General features: G+C 70.4%; 16 protein-coding genes. 6 read left to right on the top strand and 10 right to left on the bottom strand.

What is annotated here, in order from left to right:
* Nucleotides 1-4: 4 nt before the first annotated feature.
* From trxB to ACFYTT_RS27510, 3 genes are all read left to right on the top strand, one after another.
* Nucleotides 5-955 carry a thioredoxin-disulfide reductase gene (gene trxB, locus ACFYTT_RS27520; RefSeq protein WP_131052124.1) on the top strand — a complete coding sequence of 317 codons (951 nt, stop codon included), beginning with the start codon at nucleotides 5-7 and terminating at the stop codon, nucleotides 953-955.
* Nucleotides 956-985: 30 nt separating this feature from the next.
* Nucleotides 986-1309: a thioredoxin gene (gene trxA / locus ACFYTT_RS27515; RefSeq protein WP_117228228.1), complete on the top strand. Its 324-nt coding sequence runs from the start codon at nucleotides 986-988 to the stop codon at nucleotides 1307-1309.
* A 211-nt stretch (nucleotides 1310-1520) separates the two neighbouring features.
* Entirely contained in the window at nucleotides 1521-2687 is a 1167-nt protein-coding gene (locus ACFYTT_RS27510; RefSeq protein WP_387263445.1) for an N-acetylmuramoyl-L-alanine amidase, read from the top strand.
* 17 nt (nucleotides 2688-2704) lie between these two features.
* Here the strand turns inward: ACFYTT_RS27510 and ACFYTT_RS27505 are convergent, their stop codons facing one another.
* Nucleotides 2705-3370, bottom strand: coding sequence for a GNAT family N-acetyltransferase (locus ACFYTT_RS27505; RefSeq protein ID WP_131052118.1), 666 nt, complete (start codon nucleotides 3368-3370; stop codon nucleotides 2705-2707).
* Nucleotides 3371-3661: 291 nt separating this feature from the next.
* On the opposite strand from ACFYTT_RS27505, the gene ACFYTT_RS27500 reads away from it, so the two are divergent.
* Nucleotides 3662-4975, top strand: a complete 1314-nt coding sequence (locus ACFYTT_RS27500; protein WP_387263442.1) for a PLP-dependent aminotransferase family protein — start codon at nucleotides 3662-3664, stop codon at nucleotides 4973-4975.
* An 8-nt stretch (nucleotides 4976-4983) separates the two neighbouring features.
* Nucleotides 4984-5973 carry a D-alanine--D-alanine ligase gene (locus ACFYTT_RS27495; protein WP_357214360.1) on the top strand — a complete coding sequence of 330 codons (990 nt, stop codon included), beginning with the start codon at nucleotides 4984-4986 and terminating at the stop codon, nucleotides 5971-5973.
* Between the two features lie 199 nt (nucleotides 5974-6172).
* On the opposite strand, the gene ACFYTT_RS27490 is transcribed toward ACFYTT_RS27495, so the two are convergent.
* The 9 genes from ACFYTT_RS27490 to rpmH all read right to left on the bottom strand — a co-directional run bounded on the left by ACFYTT_RS27490 (nucleotide 6173) and on the right by rpmH (nucleotide 15500).
* Complete coding sequence (locus ACFYTT_RS27490) at nucleotides 6173-7201, bottom strand: hypothetical protein (protein ID WP_387263440.1); 1029 nt, start codon at nucleotides 7199-7201, stop codon at nucleotides 6173-6175.
* 2066 nt (nucleotides 7202-9267) lie between these two features.
* Nucleotides 9268-10290 (bottom strand): ParB/RepB/Spo0J family partition protein, encoded by a 1023-nt coding sequence (locus ACFYTT_RS27485; protein WP_387263437.1) that lies wholly within the window; start codon nucleotides 10288-10290, stop codon nucleotides 9268-9270.
* 27 nt (nucleotides 10291-10317) lie between these two features.
* A complete protein-coding gene (locus tag ACFYTT_RS27480; protein WP_303393510.1) occupies nucleotides 10318-11616 on the bottom strand; it encodes a ParA family protein in 1299 nt (432 codons plus the stop codon).
* Between the two features lie 387 nt (nucleotides 11617-12003).
* Nucleotides 12004-12744: a 16S rRNA (guanine(527)-N(7))-methyltransferase RsmG gene (rsmG, locus tag ACFYTT_RS27475; protein ID WP_387263560.1), complete on the bottom strand. Its 741-nt coding sequence runs from the start codon at nucleotides 12742-12744 to the stop codon at nucleotides 12004-12006.
* A 90-nt stretch (nucleotides 12745-12834) separates the two neighbouring features.
* Nucleotides 12835-13422 carry a R3H domain-containing nucleic acid-binding protein gene (locus ACFYTT_RS27470; protein ID WP_131054412.1) on the bottom strand — a complete coding sequence of 196 codons (588 nt, stop codon included), beginning with the start codon at nucleotides 13420-13422 and terminating at the stop codon, nucleotides 12835-12837.
* A 212-nt stretch (nucleotides 13423-13634) separates the two neighbouring features.
* Nucleotides 13635-14630 (bottom strand): membrane protein insertase YidC, encoded by a 996-nt coding sequence (gene yidC, locus ACFYTT_RS27465; protein WP_387263435.1) that lies wholly within the window; start codon nucleotides 14628-14630, stop codon nucleotides 13635-13637.
* Nucleotides 14627-14872, bottom strand: coding sequence for a membrane protein insertion efficiency factor YidD (gene yidD / locus ACFYTT_RS27460; protein ID WP_217706055.1), 246 nt, complete (start codon nucleotides 14870-14872; stop codon nucleotides 14627-14629). The genes yidC and yidD overlap by 4 nt, the downstream gene beginning before the upstream one ends.
* 44 nt (nucleotides 14873-14916) lie before the next feature.
* Complete coding sequence (rnpA, locus tag ACFYTT_RS27455; protein ID WP_131054415.1) at nucleotides 14917-15330, bottom strand: ribonuclease P protein component; 414 nt, start codon at nucleotides 15328-15330, stop codon at nucleotides 14917-14919.
* Nucleotides 15331-15362: 32 nt separating this feature from the next.
* On the bottom strand, nucleotides 15363-15500 hold the full coding sequence (gene rpmH / locus ACFYTT_RS27450; protein WP_067300964.1) for a 50S ribosomal protein L34: 138 nt from the start codon (nucleotides 15498-15500) through the stop codon (nucleotides 15363-15365).
* A 627-nt stretch (nucleotides 15501-16127) separates the two neighbouring features.
* On the opposite strand from rpmH, the gene dnaA reads away from it, so the two are divergent.
* Nucleotides 16128-17978, top strand: coding sequence for a chromosomal replication initiator protein DnaA (gene dnaA, locus ACFYTT_RS27445; protein ID WP_387263432.1), 1851 nt, complete (start codon nucleotides 16128-16130; stop codon nucleotides 17976-17978).
* The last annotated feature ends 98 nt before the right edge of the window (nucleotides 17979-18076 follow it).

The raw sequence follows: 18076 nt of genomic DNA, 5'->3' as shown, positions 1-18076 counted from the left end.
GGCAGTGGACGAGGTCCGCAACCTGATCATCATCGGCTCCGGGCCGGCCGGTTACACCGCAGCGGTCTACGCGGCACGGGCGAACCTCAAGCCGCTGGTCATCGAGGGCGTACAGTCCGGCGGCGCGTTGATGACCACCACCGAGGTGGAGAACTTCCCCGGCTTCGCGGACGGCATTCTCGGTCCCGAGCTGATGGACAACATGCGCAAGCAGGCCGAGCGGTTCGGGGCCGAGTTCCTGACCGACGACGTCACCCGGGTCGAGCTGGCCGACACCGGCCAACCGGGCGCGGTGAGCACCGTCTGGATCGGTGAGAGCGCCTACCGCGCCTCGGCCGTCATCCTCGCCACCGGTTCCGCCTGGCGCCCGCTCGGCGTACCGGGTGAGCAGGAGTACCTGGGCCACGGCGTCTCGTCCTGCGCCACCTGTGACGGCTTCTTCTTCCGCAACCAGCACATCGTGGTCGTCGGTGGCGGCGACTCGGCGATGGAGGAGGCCAGCTTCCTGACCCGCTTCGCCGAGTCGGTCACCATCATCCACCGCCGCGACTCGTTCCGGGCCAGCAAGATCATGGCGGAGCGCGCGCTGGGCAACGACAAGATCAAGGTCGAGTGGAACACCGTGACCGAGGAGATCCTCGGCGCGGACGGCAAGGTCACCGGGGTACGGGTACGCAACGTGCACACCGGGGAGGCCAAGGTTCTCGACGTCACCGGCGTGTTCGTGGCGATCGGGCACGACCCGCGCAGCGAACTGTTCCGGGATCAGGTCGAGATGGACGACGAGGGCTACGTCAAGGTCCAGGCCCCCAGCACCCGGACCAGTCTCCCGGGCGTCTTCGCCGCCGGTGACCTGGTCGACCACACGTACCGGCAGGCCATCACCGCAGCCGGCACCGGCTGCGCCGCCGCGCTCGACGCGGAACGCTTCATCGCCACGCTGCCCAAGGGCTGAACAGACACATCCCGGAGGAAGGGTCACACAGTGGGAGCAACCAAGTCGGTTACCGACGCTAGTTTCGCCGCAGACGTACTCAAGTCCGACAAGCCGGTCCTGGTGGATTTCTGGGCCGAGTGGTGCGCACCGTGCCGCAAGGTGTCGCCCTTGCTGGAGGAGATCGCGGGCGAGATGGGCGACCAGGTCAGCATCGTCAAGCTCAACATCGACGAGAACCCGGAGACCGCCCGCGCCTACCGGGTGATGTCGGTGCCGACGCTCACCGTCTTCAAGAACGGCGAGCCGGTGCAGTCGATCGCGGGCGCCAAGCCCAAGGGTGAGCTGGTCAAGCTGATCGAATCGGCGCTCTGACCCCATACAGCGCGATCGTCGACCCCGTCCCGGGACCTGCCCGGACGGGGTCGACGCGTTTTTCCCCGCCCGCACCCGCACCGAACGCCCAGCGCCTAACCTCGAACTCGGGGGCCGCCGGACGCCGGTGAGCAACCTGGGTCCCCGTCGCACTGCCACGCGTGCCGACACAGGGCCCGGTAAGCCACCGATCGTGCAGAGGGGGCCGAACGTGCGTCCGATCCGTCCCGGTGACCGGGGACCCGCCGTGATCGAGATCCGAGCAGTGCTGACCAGCCTCGACCTTCTCTCCAAGGCCACCGGTCCGTTCAGCGACGAGTTCGACGCCGCCACCGAGCGGGCCGTACGGGCCTTCCAGCAGTCCCGGGGGCTCAGCGTCGACGGCCGGGTCGGAGCCGAGACCTGGCGGGCACTCGACGCGGCCCGCTGGCGCCTCGGCGCCCGCACCCTCTACCACGCCGTTCCGGTGCCGCTCACCGGCGAAGACGTCCGGTCGTTGCAGGAACGCCTGCTGGAGATGGGGTACGACACCGGCCGTGCCGACGCCATCTACGGGATCCGTACCTCGCGGGCGGTGGCCCAGTTCCAGCGCGAGATGGGGTTGGCACCGGACGGCACCTGCGGCCCACAGACGATGGACGCGCTGCGCCGGCTCGGCCGCAAGGTGGTCGGTGGTCGCCCGCAGTGGCTACGCGAATCCGACGCGATCCGACAGTCCGGGCCCGCCCTGGTCGGTCGCACCGTGGTCATCGACCCTGGGCACGGCGGCACCGACCCGGGCGTGGTGGTGCCCGACGGCCCGCTGCGCTGGACCGAGGCGGACCTGGTGCACGACCTGGCCAGCCGGCTCGAAGGTCGACTCGCCGCGTCGGGCGTACGCGTGCAGCTCACCCGGGGACCCGCGTCGGAGACCTGCCTGCCCGACATCGACCGGGCGCAACTGGCCAACTCGCTCGGTGCGGACGTGTTCGTCTCGCTGCACGTCGACGGGCACGCCAACCCGGAGGCCGAAGGCGTCGCCACCTACCACTACGGCACCGACAACGGAGTGACGTCGGCGACCGGCGAGCGGCTGGCCGGGCTGGTCCAGCGGGAGATCGTCGCGCGTACCGGGCTGCGGGACTGCCGTACCCACGCGAAGGCGTGGGACCTGCTGCGAATCACCCGGATGCCTGCGGTACGCGTCGAGGTCTGCTACCTCACCTCGCCGGCCGACCGGGCCCGGCTGATCGATCCCCGGTTCCGGGACCGGCTGGTCGAGGCGATCGTGGCGGCGGTGCAACGGATGTACCTGCCGATCGAGCGGGACGTGCCGACCGGCTCGATCGACGTCAGCGAGCTGCGGGCGGCGGTCGCCGCGGGCACCGTGGTCGACTGAGCGGCCGGGTGCGGCCGTCAGCCCGCCGTGGATCGGGTCGCCGGGGCGGGCCGGACCGGCCGCAGCAGCGACTCCGGGCTCATCGAGCCGAGCAGCTTCTCCAGCGCGTACTCGACGTCGGACTTCCAACTCAACGCCGTCCGCAGTTCCAGCCGCAGGCGCGGGTAACGGGGGTGCGGCCGCACGGTCTTGAACCCCACCGAGAGGAAGAAGTCGGCGGGAGCGACACAGGCCCCCGCCGGATCGGCGGCGTCACCGAACTTGGCGTCACCGAACGCCTCGATCGCCTTGATGCCCCGCTTGGTCAGGTCGCGGGCGACCCCCTGCACCAGCATCCGGCCCAACCCGCCACCGGCGAACGCCGGCACCACGTTGGCGGTGGTCAGCAGCGCCGCGTCGGCCGACACGGGAGAGGTCGGGAAAGCCATCGAGCGCGGCACGTAGGCGGGCGGGGCGTACATGACGAAACCGGCGGGCATGCCGTCGACGTAGATCAGCTTGCCGCAGGAACCCCACTCCAGCAGGGTCTGCGAGACCCAGGCTTCCTTCTCCAACCCCGGGTCGCCGGCGGCGCAGGCGCGATCGGCGGAAACCGGATCAAGCTCCCAGTAGACGCACTGCCGGCACGGACGGGGCAGGTCCTCCAGCGTGTCCAGGGTCAGACTGACCAGACGTCGCGACATTGGCGCTTCCCCACACTAGGCTCAGACTCGGGACCGGCCCGGACGGCACCGCCGCATCCCCTGCCCCCGACGAGCGATCGTACGCCGCCGATCGGCGACGCGGGAGGGGACGCGCAAATGCCCTCCTCAGGCACGGTCGACACCGGTCCGGCATGTGGACGCGCGTAATCGAGGGCGCTCGTGGCGGTGTATGGCAGCTACCATCGACACTCGGCGCGCCGTGTCGCCATGGTCGCCGGTGTCCTGGGTATCCCGGGACGGGAGCTGTCCGAGCAGCATCGAGGTGATGTCATGACCGGCACGACACTCGACGACTACACCGACCGGTACGCCCGCCGGGTGCGGGGCATGACCGCCTCGGAGATCCGCGCACTGTTCGCGGTCGCCAGCCGTCCGGAGGTGGTCTCGCTCGCCGGCGGCGCACCCTACATCGCCGCGCTCCCGCTGGACGCCGTCGGCGAGATGCTCGGCCGACTCGCCGCCGAGCACGGCACCACCAGCCTCCAGTACGGCATCGGCCAGGGCACGCTGGAGTTGCGCGAACGGATCTGCGAGGTAATGGCCCTCTCCGGCATCGACGCCGCCTGCGGCGCCTCGCCCGAGGACGTGGTCGTGACGGTCGGCGGCCAGCAGGCGCTCGACCTGGTGGCCCGGCTCTTCCTCGACCCGGGTGACGTGGTGCTCGCCGAGGGACCGACCTACGTCGGCGCGCTCGGAGTGTTCCAGGCCGCCCAGGCACAGGTCGTCCACGTCCCCATGGACGACGACGGCCTCATCCCCGAGGCGTTGGAGATCGCCATCGCCGAGCAGGCCCGGACCGGGCGGCGGGTCAAGTTCCTCTACACCATCCCCACCTACCAGAACCCGGCCGGTGTGACGCTGAGCGAGGAACGCCGGGAGCGGGTCCTCGACATCTGCGAGCGCGCGGGCCTGCTCGTGATCGAGGACGACCCGTACGGCCAGCTGGGTTTCGAGAGCGAGGCGCCGGCACCGCTGCGCGCCCGCCGCCGAGACGGGGTCTTCTACCTCAGCACGTTCTCCAAGACGTTCGCCCCCGGGTTGCGGGTCGGGTGGATCCTCGCCCCGCACGCGGTCCGCGACAAGCTGGTCATCGCCAGCGAGGCGCAGATCCTCTGCCCCAGCGCGTACGCACAGGCCGCCGTCAGCACCTACCTGAGCACCATGCCGTGGCGGGAGCAGTTGAAGGTCTACCGGGAGGTCTACCGCGAACGGCGGGACGCGATGCTGACCGCCCTGGCGGACCTGATGCCGACCGGGACGAGCTGGACCGTTCCCGCCGGCGGTCTCTTCGTCTGGGCCACGCTGCCCGAGGGCCTGGACTCGAAGGCGATGATGCCCCGGGCCATCGCCGCCCGGGTGGCGTACGTGCCCGGCACCGGCTTCTACGCCGACGGCACCGGCAACGGTCACATGCGGCTCAACTTCTCGTTCCCGCCCCCGGAGCGGATCCGCGAGGGGGTCCGTCGACTGGCCAGCGTGATGGAGCAGGACATCGCCATGCGACGGGTGTTCGGGGCGGTCGGCGCGCCGGACGCGCGGCGAGGTCGGGCCGGCTCCGACACCCCGGGTCCCGACTTGGCATGATGCCCGGCATGGGTGCCACCGCTGCCAGAGAAACCGTCGTGTCCGGTCCCGCCACCACCGACCTCCACGTCCTCGTGCTCGCCGGTGGCCTGTCGTACGAACGGGACGTGTCGCTGCGTTCCGGCCGCCGGGTGCTCGACGCGCTGCGGTCCGTCGGCATGGAGGCCGAGCTGCGTGACGCGGACGTGGCCCTGCTGCCGGCGCTGGACTCCGATCCGCCGGACGCCGTGGTGATCGCCCTGCACGGCGCCACCGGCGAGGACGGCTCACTCCGTGGCGTTCTCGACCTCTGCGGCGTGCCGTACGTCGGGTGCGACGCCCGTGCCTCACGGCTCGCCTGGGACAAGCCGTCGGCCAAGACGGTGCTACGCGAAGCCGGTATCGCCACCCCGGACTGGGTGGCCCTGCCGCACGACCGGTTCAGCGAGTTGGGCGCGGTGGCCGTACTCGACCGCATCGTCGCCCGGCTCGGACTGCCGCTGATGGTGAAGCCCGCGCAGGGCGGCTCCGGTCTGGGCGCCGCCGTGGTCCGGGACGCCGCGTCCCTGCCGGCCGCCATGGTCGGTTGTTTCGCGTACGACTCGACCGCGCTCGTCGAGCGGTACGTGGCCGGCATGGACGTCGCGGTCTCCGTCATCGACCTGGGCGACGGCCCGCAGGCTCTGCCGCCGGTCGAGATCGTGCCCCGCAACGGCGTCTACGACTACGCCGCCCGCTACACCGCAGGCCGGACGACCTGGCACACGCCGGCCCGGCTGGACGCGGCGGTGGCCGACGCGGTGGCGGAAGTGGCGCTGGCCGCCCACACCGCACTCGGCCTACGGGACCTCAGCCGGGTCGACCTGATCGTCGACCCGGCCGGTCAGCCGCACGTGCTGGAGGTCAACGTCTCCCCGGGGATGACCGAGACGTCGCTGCTGCCGCTCGCGGTCCAGGCGGCCGGGCTGGACTTCGGCCAGGTGATCGCCGACCTGGTCGCCCGAGCCGCCACCCGCTGAGAGCCTCCTGACGGCTCCGCCGATCCGCCGGCACCCTCGGGACTGCTGATCAGCCGTACGTCCCCTCAGCGCCACGCTGAGCGCCGCTGCCGGGGTGCCGCGATCTCCCTTTGCCTGCCTGGTTGTGGTCACTGCCTGCCTGGTGTTCCGGCCTGCTGACGTCCTGGCCCACCTGGACGAGCCCTTCGCGCGGGCGGGATCACTGGGCCGGGCGGGTACCTTCCCGGCCAGGGGCCGGCGCTGCCGTTCCTGCGCTGGTGGCCGACTCCACCGGCGGCGTCCCAGCACCCCTGTCGTGGGGCTTCTGATCGGGCGCCGGGCGGGCTGCGGCCGGATCGTCGGCCGCGGCGGTCGACCCGGCGTCCTTGCCCTCGACGTTCCTGCCCTCGACGTCCTCGTACTCGACGTCCTCGTACTCGGCGTCCGCGGGCTTCCCGGCCGGTGCTTCCTCGGCCTGTTCCTCGACGGCCTGCTCGGGAAGCGTGGTGCCGGACGGACCGCTCGTCCGATCGGTGGGAGAGTCGTCGTCGACCTGGAGCACGTCCGGCGGCTCGGCCGTCTCGCCGATGACGTCCAGGAGCGACCCACCCTCGCTCGGCTGGCGACTCTCCGCAGCGGGTGCCGCCTGGGCGGCGAGGCTGGACGGCGCCTGCCACTGGATGCGGGGCGGCTCGGCCAACGGTCGGCCGCCGAACTCCGCGAGCCAGGCGGCTACCAGAGCCAGGTTCTCCCGCCACTGGTCCTCGGAGATCGGCGGCAGGATCGAATCCCAGAGGGAAAGAAACGTCCCGCGTAGTTGCAGCCGCCCGTACGGTCGGGCAAGGAACCAGAGGTGCAGGTGCGCCGATCCGTCGCCCCACCTGTTGACGTGTACCCGGGCCACCCCGTCGAGCGAGCGGATGGCGCGCTCCAGCCGTACCGTCATCACCCCCAACTCGGCCGCGAGCAGGTTGGGCAGGTCGCCGAGATCGAGGTGCGACCGGGACTCCAGGATGAGCACCATCGGCAGGCCGGTGGGACGGTCCATCGCTCGTACGCGCCACCTCTCACCCACCCAGATGTACGCCTCGTCGGGCGCCTGACATGCGGTGCATTCACGGTGCGCCTCGCCCTTGCGGGGCGGCTCCACCGCGACCGGCTCGTCGAGTCGCTTGACTTGCAGGTCACCTTCGAAGGGGAAAGACGGCCACTGGGTGAAGTCCGGGACTGAGGGAGGGGTGTCGTGCACGAGGCTGACCCTAACCGAGTACGGCACCAGTGTCCCTACCCGAAGCATGTTCGATTCCGCAGCGGCTCGGATCGCGACAGCAGCACACACTCCCACTTTCCCCAGAGTTATCCACAGGCTTGCACGTCGGCCTGCAACTGTCGTCATCCCCAGTTCGGCAAGGGTTTTGACCCTCGGTTTCACGTGAAACGGCGCCGGCCTGTGGAAAACCGGTGTGGATAACTTTCAAGCCGCTTCCGGCCGTTCCTGCTGTCGCCCGTTTCACGTGAAACGGCGATGCCATCGGAGGTCGCAGGGCGGTCCCTGGCCTCAGTGGGTCGATGTCGCCGGAGCTTCTGAAGCCGCATGCCCCACGCAACAGAGTCCTTCGTCGGCCCTTCGTGGCACGGCTACCCCTGTCTCCGTTCTCCCGTGAGTGGGCGCGCTGGCGAGCCGAGCGGTGGCGAGCCGAGCGGTGGCGAGCCGAGCGGTGGCGAGCCGATTTGTGAGCCAAGCGGTCTGGCGTGTGGGCGAGGACCGAGCCGGTGGGCACATGTCAATCGACGAGCCGGGCGGGCGCGCCCAGTGGTCTGTCCGACAGCAACGCCCAGTCGCCCGGGTGGACCTGTCCGGCGGGCCGGGCCAGCGGGCCGGGCCAGCCGGCGGGGCCAGCCGGCGGGGCCGGCGGAAGCACGGGCGGGCCGGCGAGCCAGCAGGCGGTCGACAGACGGGCAGATGGGCACGCCGACGGGCGAGCCGGGGCCGGGTTGGCGGTCCGACAGGACGCGGATGGGGCGGGCGGACCGGGCGACGTCATTCGCCAAGCAGGCGCGAGTCTGGCCAGCAGTCGGCAGCCGATCCGATGGGCAAGACGCTTGCGGATCGGCCCCTCATTCAGTTTCTCGGACGCAGCCTGACGGGATCGCTTTGATGGGTGCGCGAAGGCCGGGCGGCTTCCTTCGGTGGGCAGGGGTGCCCCCTTCCCCTTGGACGGCGCTACCCGCTTCGGCTCCGAGGTCACTTTGGTCTCGGCCACCCGCCGCTGCGAACCGGGCGGCCGAAGTCTTCAGCGATGCCCGGGCCCACGTGCTCCGGCCCGCCGCTAGTCATCACGGACGCAGATCACAACCTCCTGTCATCTGCGGTGTATCGAGTCATGAGCACTTGGCCGCAGCACCAAGGCGCCGGCACCCGGTCCGCAGCCAACGCGAAGACCGTCGCCATAGCCCCGCGAACCGCCCGGCAGGCGCCAGCAGCCCGTTTCACGTGAAACGGTCTTGGCGCGCGCGGAGTCACGTGCGATCTTCAGCCGACGCCGGAGCCCCTGCACTCCCGCGACCATGCACGAACCAGGAGGGCGAAACTCGCCCGGACGGGCCGACAGCGATGACAGAAAAGCTAGCGGTCAGCTCCTCACGACCGAACAGCGCGGTGACCGGAGAGCAGGACCGTGACTGCACGCCGAGACGTTCGCGCCGCCTCCGGAGAACGAGTTGGCCTCTTGCCTCCCTCTTTCCCAAGGGCACGAAAGGCTTGCGCCGACTTGGCGGTGCACGGCCGTCGAGCATGTAGCGGACTCTGAATGCCCGCTTGTGCGTCGAGCGCCTCGTCCGCCCGCCTACTCCCCACTACGACCTTGTTCCACGTGAAACGACCACCGGCACGTCTGTGGTCGAGGCGATTGCGCCGAGCCTGGTCCGTGGAGGTTCATTCGTTCGTCCGCCCGTACCCGAGGCTTGTCATCGCCCGAGAACATCCGGCGGACCGCCACGAGCCTCTCCACGACCAAGCCTCCGCTCCGAACCTCCACCTGTCCGGTGACGGTTCCTCGCCTTGGCGCCACTCCGTCGGCCTGAACCCGATGGTCGGGCTCCCTCGGCCTTCTCGTCCGGCGCTCAACGGCTCTTGGCTGGGCTGAGACGCGGCGAGCGTACCCGCAACGGCCTCGCTGGCCTCAGACGGGCCGTGAGGGGCGGTGTCGTGGGGCTTGAGGTCCTGGCGGCACCGGCTGGCCTCGATCACCCCGGCGGCCATAGAAGAACGGCCGCACCCCCTCGGGGCGCGGCCGTCGGTCGGACGAGAGTGGCTCAGTTCTGTGCTTCCTCGCCCTCGACCCCGATGATGCCGACGATCCGCTCCAGGTCGTCGACCGTGGCGAACTCGATCGTGATCTTGCCCTTGCTCCGCCCGATGTCGACCTTCACTCGGGTGTCGAACCGATCGGAGAGCCGGTCTGCGAGGTCGTTCAGGGCAGGAGCGACGGGCTTCGGCCGGCGCTTGGCCGCTTCCGTCTTGCTCGGGCCTTCGCTGAGGGTCAGCGCGACGATCTCCTCGGTGGCGCGGACCGACAGCCCCTCTGCCACGATGCGCAACGCGAGCTTTTCCTGCGTCTCCGCGTCCTCAAGGCTGAGCAGTGCCCGGGCATGACCGGCGGAGAGCACTCCGGCGGCCACTCGCCGTTGCACCTGGGCGGGGAGATTGAGCAGGCGGATGGTGTTCGAGATCTGCGGGCGGCTGCGTCCGATGCGGCGCGCCAGCTCTTCGTGGGTAGCCCCGAACTCCTCCAGGAGCTGCTGGTAGGCGGCGGCCTCTTCCAACGGGTTGAGGTTGGCCCGGTGGATGTTCTCCAGCAGGGCGTCCCGCAGCATCGCGTCGTCGCGGGTGTCGCGGACGATTGCCGGGATGTTCTCGCGGCCGACTGCCTGGGCGGCCCGCCACCGCCGCTCGCCCATGACAAGCTCGAACTTCTCGTCGTCGAGCTGCCGCACCACGATGGGCTGGAGGAAACCCACCTCCTGGATCGAGGTCTTCAGCTCCTCCAGCGCCTCCTCGTCGAAGACCTGCCGGGGTTGCTTCGGGTTGGGCACGATCGAGTCGACCGAGATCTCGGCGAACCGGGCGCCGGGCACCGGGCTGAGGACCGGGACCGGATCCGGCGCTACTACGGGAAGCGGCGCTTTCTCGGGTACGGGCGGCGCGGATGCCTCCGGCGCTCCGACCACCCCGTTCGCGATGGCGCCGACGCCGGCAGCCTCCGGCTCCTGTACCGGCCCGGTCGGGATGAGTGCCCCCAGGCCCCGACCCAGACCGCCCCGAGGACGGTTCTTCATGCCACGCCTCCCAGCGCCTCTACCGCACTACGCATTCCGGCTCACCGGCTCCTTGACCCCACGCTCGGCGATCTCCTGGGCGGCCTCGAAGTAACTCGTCGCCCCCCGTGATCCGGGATCGTAGGTCACCACCGACTGGCCGTAGCTGGGCGCCTCGGAAACGCGTACGTTGCGCGGGATCACCGCCTGGAGCACCTTGTCGCCGAAGTGGTTCCGCACGTCCTGCTCGACCGCGTCCGCCAGTCGGGTACGCCGGTCGTACATGGTGAGCAGGATCGTGGAGACCTCAAGGCGCGGGTTGAGGTGCTGGCGTACCAGGTTGATGTTGTTGATGAGCTGGTTCAGCCCTTCGAGCGCGTAGTACTCGCACTGGATCGGGATGAGCACCTCCTGGGCCGCGACCAACGCGTTCACGGTCAACAGGCCGAGCGACGGCGGGCAGTCGATGAAGACGTAGTCGAAGTGACCGGGGTAGGCCTCGATCGCGCGGGAGAGCCGCGACTCACGGGCCACCACCGAGACCAACTCGATCTCCGCGCCCGCAAGATCGATGGTGGCCGGTACGCACCAGAGGTTGGGGATGCCCTCGACCGCCTGAGCCACGTCCGCCAGCGGGACGGAGTTGATCAGACAGTCGTAGACGTCCGGTACGCCGGTGTGGTGCGGCACGTTCAGCCCCGTGGAGGCATTGCCCTGCGGATCGAGATCGACCACGAGCACCCGGTTGCCGTGCAGGGCCAAGGCCACCGCAAGGTTCACCGTCGTCGTGGTCTTCCCGACGCCGCCCTTCTGGTTCGCGACGCACATGACCCGGGTCCGCTCCGGCCGAGGCATGGTCACCTCGCCACTGGGGTTCAGGATCTGCACGGCGCGCATCGCCTCCATTGCCAACGGTGGATCATCCTCTTCGCGCGTCGGAGTTTCACGTGAAACGTACGCGGCCTCGGTATCGGCCGGCTCGTAGGGCCCGGCCGACGGGGTGGGCGTGTCGGGGGCCGGACGGGGGTCGGGCACCACTCCAGGAGCCGCTTGATATGTCGCCGCCTCGAACCGCGCGGCGGCCGAGGTGTTGCGGCGGATCGGGATCACGCGGGCGTCAGGGGTGGCGTTGACGGGTCGACCGGCCCCGTCCGACGCGTCCCGACCGGACGAGAATTCCGGGCTCGGGGACCACGGTACGCCAGACGTCGGCATGTCCCGCATGGACTCCGGCGGGTCCTGCGCGCCTCCGTGGGAGCGCCAGTTCGGGTAGTCGGTTTCACGTGAAACAGGGTCGCCCGCTGACCCGGTCACGCGCGGATCGTCGTACCTGCCGTCGTCATGCACCTGTCATCCCTGCCCGCTTCGGATGGTCGGTCTGCACCCGTCACCCGGGCCCTTCGCGTTGTCCTCGCAGAGGTACCGCCCGGCGGGAGCGGCCGGCCCACGGAGGAGACCATCGCCGCCCGCTCCACACTATCGACGCGCGGTCAGCCTACGGCGCAGAGGCGTGGCGGGTCCACGTCGGGTTCGCAACCCGCCGATCACGATGACACAACCCGGGACAGGTGGCGGATTGACGGAGGCACCGGACAGCACTGTCCGACCCGCTTCTTCGCCACTGGCTGTCGCCCGCCGAGCGCCCGGCACCGCCCTCCGGCGGCTGGAGGGTTAGGAAGGGACCCTTCCTATGCACCAGGCGTTAGAAAGGGGCCCTTCCTTACCCGCAGGCGGTTAGCGGCGGCGGGAGCGGGACTTCTTGGGGGTCGTTTTGGCGGGCGGAGCGACCACCCGTTCACGGACGATATCGACCACAGTGGTCGGTGGCGTGATGACGCCCTCGCCGCAGTGGCGCAGCACCGGCTCCCCGCCGCCGAGGCGGTGCACCGCCTCGGCGTGCTCGGCGATCTCGTCGGCGGCTGAGGCGCCCTTGAGTGCGATCAGGCGTCCGCCGGGCGCAGCCAGCGGAAGGCACCAGCCGGCGAGTCGGTCCAGTGGCGCTACCGCCCGGGCGGTGACCACGTCACTGGGCGGCAACTCCGGTTCGGCGACTGCCTCCTCGGCTCGCCCAAGGAACACGCGCACCGAGGTGGTCAGACCGAGCGACTCCACGGCCTCGTCGAGGAAGACGACCCGCCGAGCCAGTGGTTCGACGAGCGTCACCGTGAGGTCCGGCCGGGCGATGGCGAGCACCAGACCGGGCAGGCCGGCCCCCGATCCGACGTCGACGACCGTCGCACCCTGCGGGATCAGTTCGCCGACCACGGCGCAGTTCAACAGGTGGCGGTCCCAGAGCCTGGGCGTCTCCCGAGGGCCGATCAGACCGCGTACCACGCCGTCGGTGGCCAACAGTTCGGCGTAGGCGGCGGCGAGGTCGAGCCGGTCACCGAAGAGACGCCGGGCCGCCTCGGCCAGGTCGGGCGGCAGCACCGCCGTAGTGGGGTCGGGACGGTCGGCGGCGGACCCCGGGGACAGGTCCAGCCGGGGCGGGACAGCCGCCGGCCCGGGCGGCGTACCACCCGGGCCGGACGGGGTAACGCCCCTGGCGTCGTCTGCGGTCACTCGTCAGCCCGCGGGCCGGACGACGATGCGACGGCTGGGCTCGACGCCCTCGGACTCGCTCTCCACACCGTCGATCGCGTTCACCACGTCGTGGACGCACTTTCGCTCGAAGGCCGACATGGGCTCCAGGCGTACCGCTTCGCCGTGCTCCTTGACCTTCTCGACCGCGTTGCGCGCCACTGCGGCGAGTTCCTTGCGCCGGTTGGCCCGGTAGCCGCCGACGTCGAGCAGCAGCCGGCTGGGCGAGCCGGTCTGCCGGAAGACGGCGAGCCGGGCCAGTTCCTGGAGTGCCTCCAGGGTGGCGCCGCGCTGGCCGACCAGGTTCTGCAGCCGGCCGCCGACGACCTCCACCACCGGACGGCCGCCCGACACCAGCTCGTCGATGTCGCCGTCGTAGTCGAGGATGTCGAGCAGCCCTTCGACGTAGTCGGCTGCGATCTCGCTCTGCCGGAAGAGGTCGCTCTCACCGGCGGCCTTGCTCGGCGCCTTCTCGGCGTCGGTCTCCTCCGGCTCGCCGTCGACCGGAGCCGCCGCCGTCGGCTCCTCGTCGTCCAGGGGCTGGTCGGCGCGGGGGATGCTGGTGTCGGTCACGGTGTCATCTCCGTACTCACTCGGCCGGACCTCGGGTCCGCTGGTTTCCCGCGGCCGGCGGGACGTCGCCGGTGCCCACGGGCACGTCTGTAGGGCAGTGTCGCCCGTTCGCCACGTCGTAGGCGGCGCTTCCACGCTCCGGCGCCAGCCTCTCGGCGGCAGCACGTCGCGCAACGGGCCGCCGTCGGTCTCCCGACGGCGGCCCGGACGTTTCAGCCCTGCCGTTTGGCGGGGCGACTCTTCTTCGGGTTGGCCGGCTTCGCACCCGGCTTCGGGCCGGCGACCTTCGGAGCGGCCGGCGCGGGCGGCGCCTCGGCCGGCTTGCTGCGGCCGAACAGACCACGGTTCTTGGCCGGCTGCGCGCCGTTCCGCGCGGCGGCGGTCGTGGTGGCCGGCTTGCTGGTGGCGGTCACCGGCGGCGGGAACTTCCGCAGTACCCACTGCTGCTGGCCGAGGGTGAAGAGGTTGTTGGTGACCCAATAGATGATCACACCGATCGGGAAGATGGCGCCGGAGATGAGCAGCGACAGCGGGATGCCGTAGAGCATCAGACGCTGGATCATGCGCTGCTGCGGGTCCTCGGCCCAGCCGGTCTTGAGGATCATCTGGCGGCTGGTGAGGTAGGTGGTGCCCATCATCACCAGCACCAGGACACCGGCCATGATCTTCACGACGGTGCCGTTGGCACCGAGCTGCGCCAACTCCGCTGCGGTGGAGCCGAACTTGCTGGCGATCGGCGCGGTGAAGAGGGTCGCGTCCGAGGCGCTGTTGAACTGGTCGACCGTCCAGCCGTAGATGTCCTTGTTGTTCTTCGCCGGGTCCGGGTTGAGGCGACGCAGGACGTGGAACAGGCCGAGGAAGACGGGGATCTGGAGGAACATCGGAAGGCAGCCCATCAACGGGTTGGCCTTTTCCTTCCGATAGAGCTCCATCATCTCCTTCTGGAGCGTCTCCCGGTCACCCTTGTGCTTCTCCTGCAGCGCCTTCACCTGCGGCTGGAGCGCCTGCATGGCCCGCTGCGACTTGATCTGCTTGACGAAGACCGGGAACAGGATCACCCGGACGGTGACCACCAGGAAGACGATGGCCAGAATCCAGGCCCAGTTCGTGCCGAGGACCGTGGCGTCGGGAATCCCGATGGCCTCCCAGGCCGAATGCCAGGCCAGCAGGATCCACGAGATCGCGTAGTAGATCCAGTCGAGACTCAATTCTCGGCTCCAGTCACGTCGGCAGGTCGGCGGCTACCCGGCTCCGGTACCGGGTCGTATCCACCAGGATGGAATGGGTGGCAGCGCGACAGTCGCCGGACCGTCAGACCGGCTCCCCGCAGCGCGCCGTGCCGGGCAATCGCCTCCAGGGCGTACGCACTGCACGACGGGTAGAACCGACAGCGGGCCGGCAACGCCGGACTTATCCACCGACGGTACGCGATGACGGGCAGGGTCAGCACCCGGGCACCGGTGGTAGCCGGGCGCGGCGACCTGGGCTCTGAGCTCACCGTGGCCGCCGTTCCCGGCCGGCCCGGGCGGCGGCGAGCGCCGCGTCCAGGTCCGCACCGAGCCGTTGGTACGTCACGTCGGCGGCGGCCGGCAGAGCGCGTACGACGAGGGTGCTCCCGGCCGGCAGGGCGGCGAGCCGTTCCCGGGTCAGATGCCGCAGTCGGCGACGGACCCGGTTACGGACCACCGCGGGCCCGACCGCCTTGGAAACCACGAAGCCGGCGCGGGACACCGGTGCGGAGGAAGACTCCGCACCGCCCCGCGCCGGCTCCGGCGCTACGTCTGCGGCTCCGGGTGTGACCGGCAGGGTCAGGTGCACGACGAGCGTGCCCCGACCGGCTCGTCGGCCACCGCGAACCGCTGCGGCGAAGTCGATGCTGCGCCGCAGTCGTTGCGCGGCCGCCAGCACGACTGCCGTCCCCGGAGCGGACCCTGTCGGCCTCAGGCCGACAGGCGGGTGCGGCCCTTGGCGCGACGGGTCGAAAGAATGGCGCGGCCGGCCCGGGTGCGCATGCGCAGCCGGAAGCCGTGGGTCTTCGCGCGCCGGCGGTTGTTCGGCTGGTAGGTGCGCTTGCTCACGTCAGGCTCTCCGTTGTCGGACGCCCGGACACATGGATCGTCCGGGTCGTGGTGGTCCAGGCCGCCGCTGCGGTGGCCCCGATCGGCGCTGCCCGAGTGGCTTGTCACCCCGGCGTTACGGGGCGCGACCATGGGCAGCAAGCACCCATCACCCTAGCAGAGGGCGTAAGAGCAGCCCCTCCACCCTAGGGCGGGGGGCAATCACCGTCAAACCGGCGTAGTCGGGCCTTCACCTGCGGCGACAACCGCCCGAAAGCGGGGGATTTCGCTGATGCCGACAACGCGCCAGGCCCGTCGACGGTTGATGATGCGGCGACATCGCTGTTACCGTGCCCGATTGCGGTCAGCGTCTCCAGTTCCGGGATGTCGCCGCCAGGCAAGACCGGACACGGTAGTCAATCGTTCGGCACGGTGAACCCGCTTCAGCCCCCGGCCACGGCAGGGGGCAGGTCCGACCCGCGCCCGGCGGGCGGCCACAATCGGTCGGTACACAGGCTGTGGATAACTTGTGGAGGACGACCGGTTCGGCGTCCGGGTGGGTGAGAGGTCACACCGCTCGGTACCCGGCATCCGGACAGCCGGGAGACGGCGGCGTCCGGGGAGCAGAGGCGAGGGGGTGGCACGACGGTGGCCGGTACGACCGACCTTGCCGCGGTGTGGACGGCGACCACGGACGAGCTCGCCGACGAGATCATCTCCGCGCAGCAGCGGGCGTACCTGCGGCTGACCCGGTTGCGGGCCATCGTCGAGGACACCGTGCTGCTCTCGGTGCCGGACGCGTTCACCCGCGACGTGATCGAGTCCCGGCTGCGCCCGGCCATCACCGAGGCGCTCACCCGACGGCTGGGTCGACCGATCCAGGTCGCCGTGACCGTCCGCGTACCCGAGGACGGACATCCCACCGGCACCGTCTACCGCAGTGTCCCGGAGTCCGGCATCGGCGTCCCGGACGGCCCAGTCGACTACGACGCTCGCGGACCGGACGGAGGCCCCGCCGGTGACACCGGTCGGCAACAGCTCCCCCTGATCCCGGAACAGCCACAGCCCGGCCGGTTCGACCGGCCCGTGGCGGAGGTGCCACCGGCGGACGGCGGCGGACGTACCGGTCCCGCGATGGTCGACGGCCAGGAGGCGCTCTTCGGCCACGCCTTCGGTGAGCCGACCCGACAGCACGACCGGCAGCACGACCGGCCGACCGAGGTGCCCCGACGGCCCGCCGACCGACTCGGCTTCACCGAGCAGACCGGTCGTCTGGACCCGCCGCCGAACGGCCCACGCGGCTTCGCCGGCCGGTACGGCGAGGACCACGGCGTCTCCCCCCGTGACCAGCACGTGATCCGGGCCATGCCGAACGACGGCGGCACCGACAGCGGGCCCGGTCGAGGCAGTCCCGACCACCGCCCGGTCGGACGTGACGACCGCCGGCTGCCGACCGGCGCGGACAGCGGCGGCAACCGGCTCAACCCGAAGTACATGTTCGAGACGTTCGTCATCGGTTCCTCGAACCGGTTCGCGCACGCGGCGAGCGTGGCGGTGGCCGAGTCGCCCGCGAAGGCGTACAACCCGCTGTTCATCTACGGCAGTTCGGGGTTGGGCAAGACCCACCTGCTGCACGCCATCGGGCACTACGCCACCACGCTGGGCAACGCCCGCTCGGTCCGGTACGTCTCGACCGAGGAGTTCACCAACGACTTCATCAACTCGCTGCGGGACGACAAGACCAGTGCGTTCCAGCGCCGCTACCGCGACGTCGACATCCTCCTGATCGACGACATCCAGTTCCTGGAGAACCGCGAGCGCACCCAGGAGGAGTTCTTCCACACGTTCAACACGCTGCACAACGCCAACAAGCAGATCGTGATCACCTCCGACCGCTCGCCGAAGCAGTTGGCGACGCTGGAGGACCGGCTGCGGACCCGGTTCGAGTGGGGCCTGCTCGCCGACATCCAGCCGCCGGACCTGGAGACGCGGATCGCGATCCTGCAGAAGAAGGCGGCCCAGGAGCGGCTGTACGCCCCGCCGGACGTGTTGGAGTTCATCGCCTCCCGGGTCTCGAACTCGATCCGGGAACTGGAGGGTGCCCTGATCCGGGTCACCGCCTTCGCCAGCCTGACCCGGTCGAGCGTGGAGCTGTCGCTGGCCGAGGAGGTGCTGCGGGACTTCATCCCGGACGGTGCCGGCCCGGAGATCACCGCCGACCAGATCATGGTCGCCACCGCCGACTACTTCGGCGTCAGCCTGGAGGACCTGCGCGGGCACTCCCGTTCCCGGGTACTGGTCAACGCCCGCCAGGTGGCCATGTACCTGTGTCGGGAGCTGACCGACCTGTCGCTGCCCCGTATCGGGCAGGCGTTCGGCGGCCGGGACCACACCACCGTCATGCACGCCGACCGCAAGATCCGTCAGCAGATGGCCGAGCGGCGTTCGCTCTACAACCAGATCGCCGAGCTGACCAACCGGATCAAGCAGAACACCTGAGGCGTACGCGCGTCCCACAGCGGTTTCCACGACCCGGCCGGAGCCTCGGCCGGGTCTCTTTTCGGTATCGACCGTGGACCCTCGACGAGGTGTAGACC

It is taken from the genome of Micromonospora sp. NPDC003816 (assembly GCF_042874705.1).
GTDB lineage: Bacteria > Actinomycetota > Actinomycetes > Mycobacteriales > Micromonosporaceae > Micromonospora.
Note: the sequence above shows the minus strand (reverse complement) of the source record. Positions and strands in the feature narration are given on the sequence as shown.

Coding starts and splice junctions, on each gene's coding strand:
- ACFYTT_RS27495 (WP_357214360.1), top strand. CDS start 4,984: ATGGGTGCCACCGCTGCCAGAGAAACCGTCGTGTCCGGTCCCGCCACC.
- ACFYTT_RS27505 (WP_131052118.1), bottom strand. CDS start 3,370: ATGTCGCGACGTCTGGTCAGTCTGACCCTGGACACGCTGGAGGACCTG.
- ACFYTT_RS27485 (WP_387263437.1), bottom strand. CDS start 10,290: ATGAAGAACCGTCCTCGGGGCGGTCTGGGTCGGGGCCTGGGGGCACTC.
- ACFYTT_RS27500 (WP_387263442.1), top strand. CDS start 3,662: ATGACCGGCACGACACTCGACGACTACACCGACCGGTACGCCCGCCGG.